The organism is Sutterella sp. (assembly GCF_052272535.1).
In the GTDB taxonomy this organism is placed as follows: domain Bacteria; phylum Pseudomonadota; class Gammaproteobacteria; order Burkholderiales; family Burkholderiaceae_F; genus Sutterella.
Genome location: NZ_DAVZJY010000352.1, coordinates 1 through 1,596 on the forward strand (window position 1 = coordinate 1; position 1,596 = coordinate 1,596).

The following is a 1,596-nucleotide window of genomic DNA, read 5'->3' on the forward strand; positions in this document are numbered from 1 at the left end:
CGCCGCCGCGGACAGGGCTGATTTGCATGCGGGCGTGGAAACCGCGAAAATGACTGTTTCCCGTGACGGCGGCTCCCGCACGCCGTCCGCACGACGTGAATTCCCGCGCAGCGGGGGCGCCCCGGTCGACGGGGGGCCCTCCACCGCGCTACTCAAACACCCTAGGACAAGAGAACATGCTCGATGTGACGATGCTCAGGAAGAACCTCCCGGAAGTGGTGGCTCGCCTGAAGACGCGCAATTTCGATTTCCCCGTGGAGGCCTTCACTGAGCTCGAGGACCGCCGCAAGAACGTGCAGCAGAAGACCGAGGAGCTGCAGGCGCTGCGCAACGCGCTCTCGAAGGACATCGGCATGAAGAAGAAGGCGGGTGAGGACGCGACCGAGCTCCTCGCCAAGGCCGCCGCCATTCCCGCCGAACTCGCCGAGCTGCAGAGCGAGCTCGATGAGACGCTCGAGAAGCTCCACGACCTGCTTCTGCGCGTGCCGAACCTCCCCTCGCCCACGACGCCGATCGGCAAGGACGAAACCGAGAACGTCGAGGTTCGCCGCTGGGGCACCCCGCGCACCTTTGACTTCGAGATCAAGGACCACGTGGACGTCGGCGCCCCGCTCGGGCTCGACTTCGACACGGCCGCGAAGCTCTCGGGCGCGCGCTTCTGCTTCATGAAGGGCGAGGTCGCGCATCTGCACCGCGCCCTCGCGCAGTTCATGCTCGACGTCCATACGCGTGAGCAGGGCTACACCGAGTGCTACACCCCCTACATCGTCACCGCTTCGACCATGACGGGCACGGGTCAGCTGCCGAAGTTCGAAGAGGACCTCTTCGCCGCGAAGAAGGGCGGCGCCTACAGCGACATGGAGCAGATGTACCTCGTGCCGACCGCCGAGGTGACGCTCACCAACTCCGTCGCCGGCAAGATGCTCAAGGCCTCCGACCTTCCCATCTACCTCACGGCCCACACGCCGTGCTTCCGCTCCGAGGCGGGCGCCTACGGCCGCGACACGCGCGGCATGATCCGCCAGCACCAGTTCGACAAGGTCGAAATGGTGAAGATCGTCCGCCCTGAGCACTCCTACGACGAACTTGAGAGCCTCACGCGCGACGCCGAGTCGATCCTCCAGAAGCTCGAGCTGCCGTACCGCGTCATGGCCCTCTCGACGGGCGACATCGGCTTCGGCTCGTGCAAGACCTACGACCTCGAGGTCTGGATCCCCGCGCAGAACACCTACCGCGAGATCAGCTCGTGCTCGAACTGCGAGGACTTCCAGGCCCGCCGCATGGGCGCGCGCTTCAAGGACGAGAACGGCCGCAGCCGCCTCGTGCACACCCTGAACGGCTCGGGCCTCGCCGTCGGCCGCACCTTGGTCGCCGTCCTCGAGAACTACCAGAACGCTGACGGGTCGGTGACGATCCCGACGGCGCTGCGTCCCTACATGAACGGCAAGGAGAAGATCGTCCCCGCCGGGGAGTAAGGAAGAACCTCCTCCGTCCGGGATCCATTAGGGCGCCGGTCCGGCGCCCGGGAAGAGGTCCCGAACGGCGGAGCCCCGAACGCACGAAGCGCTGGCGCCCGTCTGCGGACGGTCCCGGCGC

At 66.7% G+C, this 1,596-nt stretch carries 1 protein-coding gene; it reads left to right on the plus strand.

All coding sequences use genetic code 11. The features are described from left to right. Window positions 1-176: 176 nt before the first annotated feature. Window positions 177-1,475, plus strand: a complete 1,299-nt coding sequence (gene serS, locus ACT6Y9_RS10910; protein WP_295480556.1) for a serine--tRNA ligase — start codon at window positions 177-179, stop codon at window positions 1,473-1,475. The last annotated feature ends 121 nt before the right edge of the window (window positions 1,476-1,596 follow it).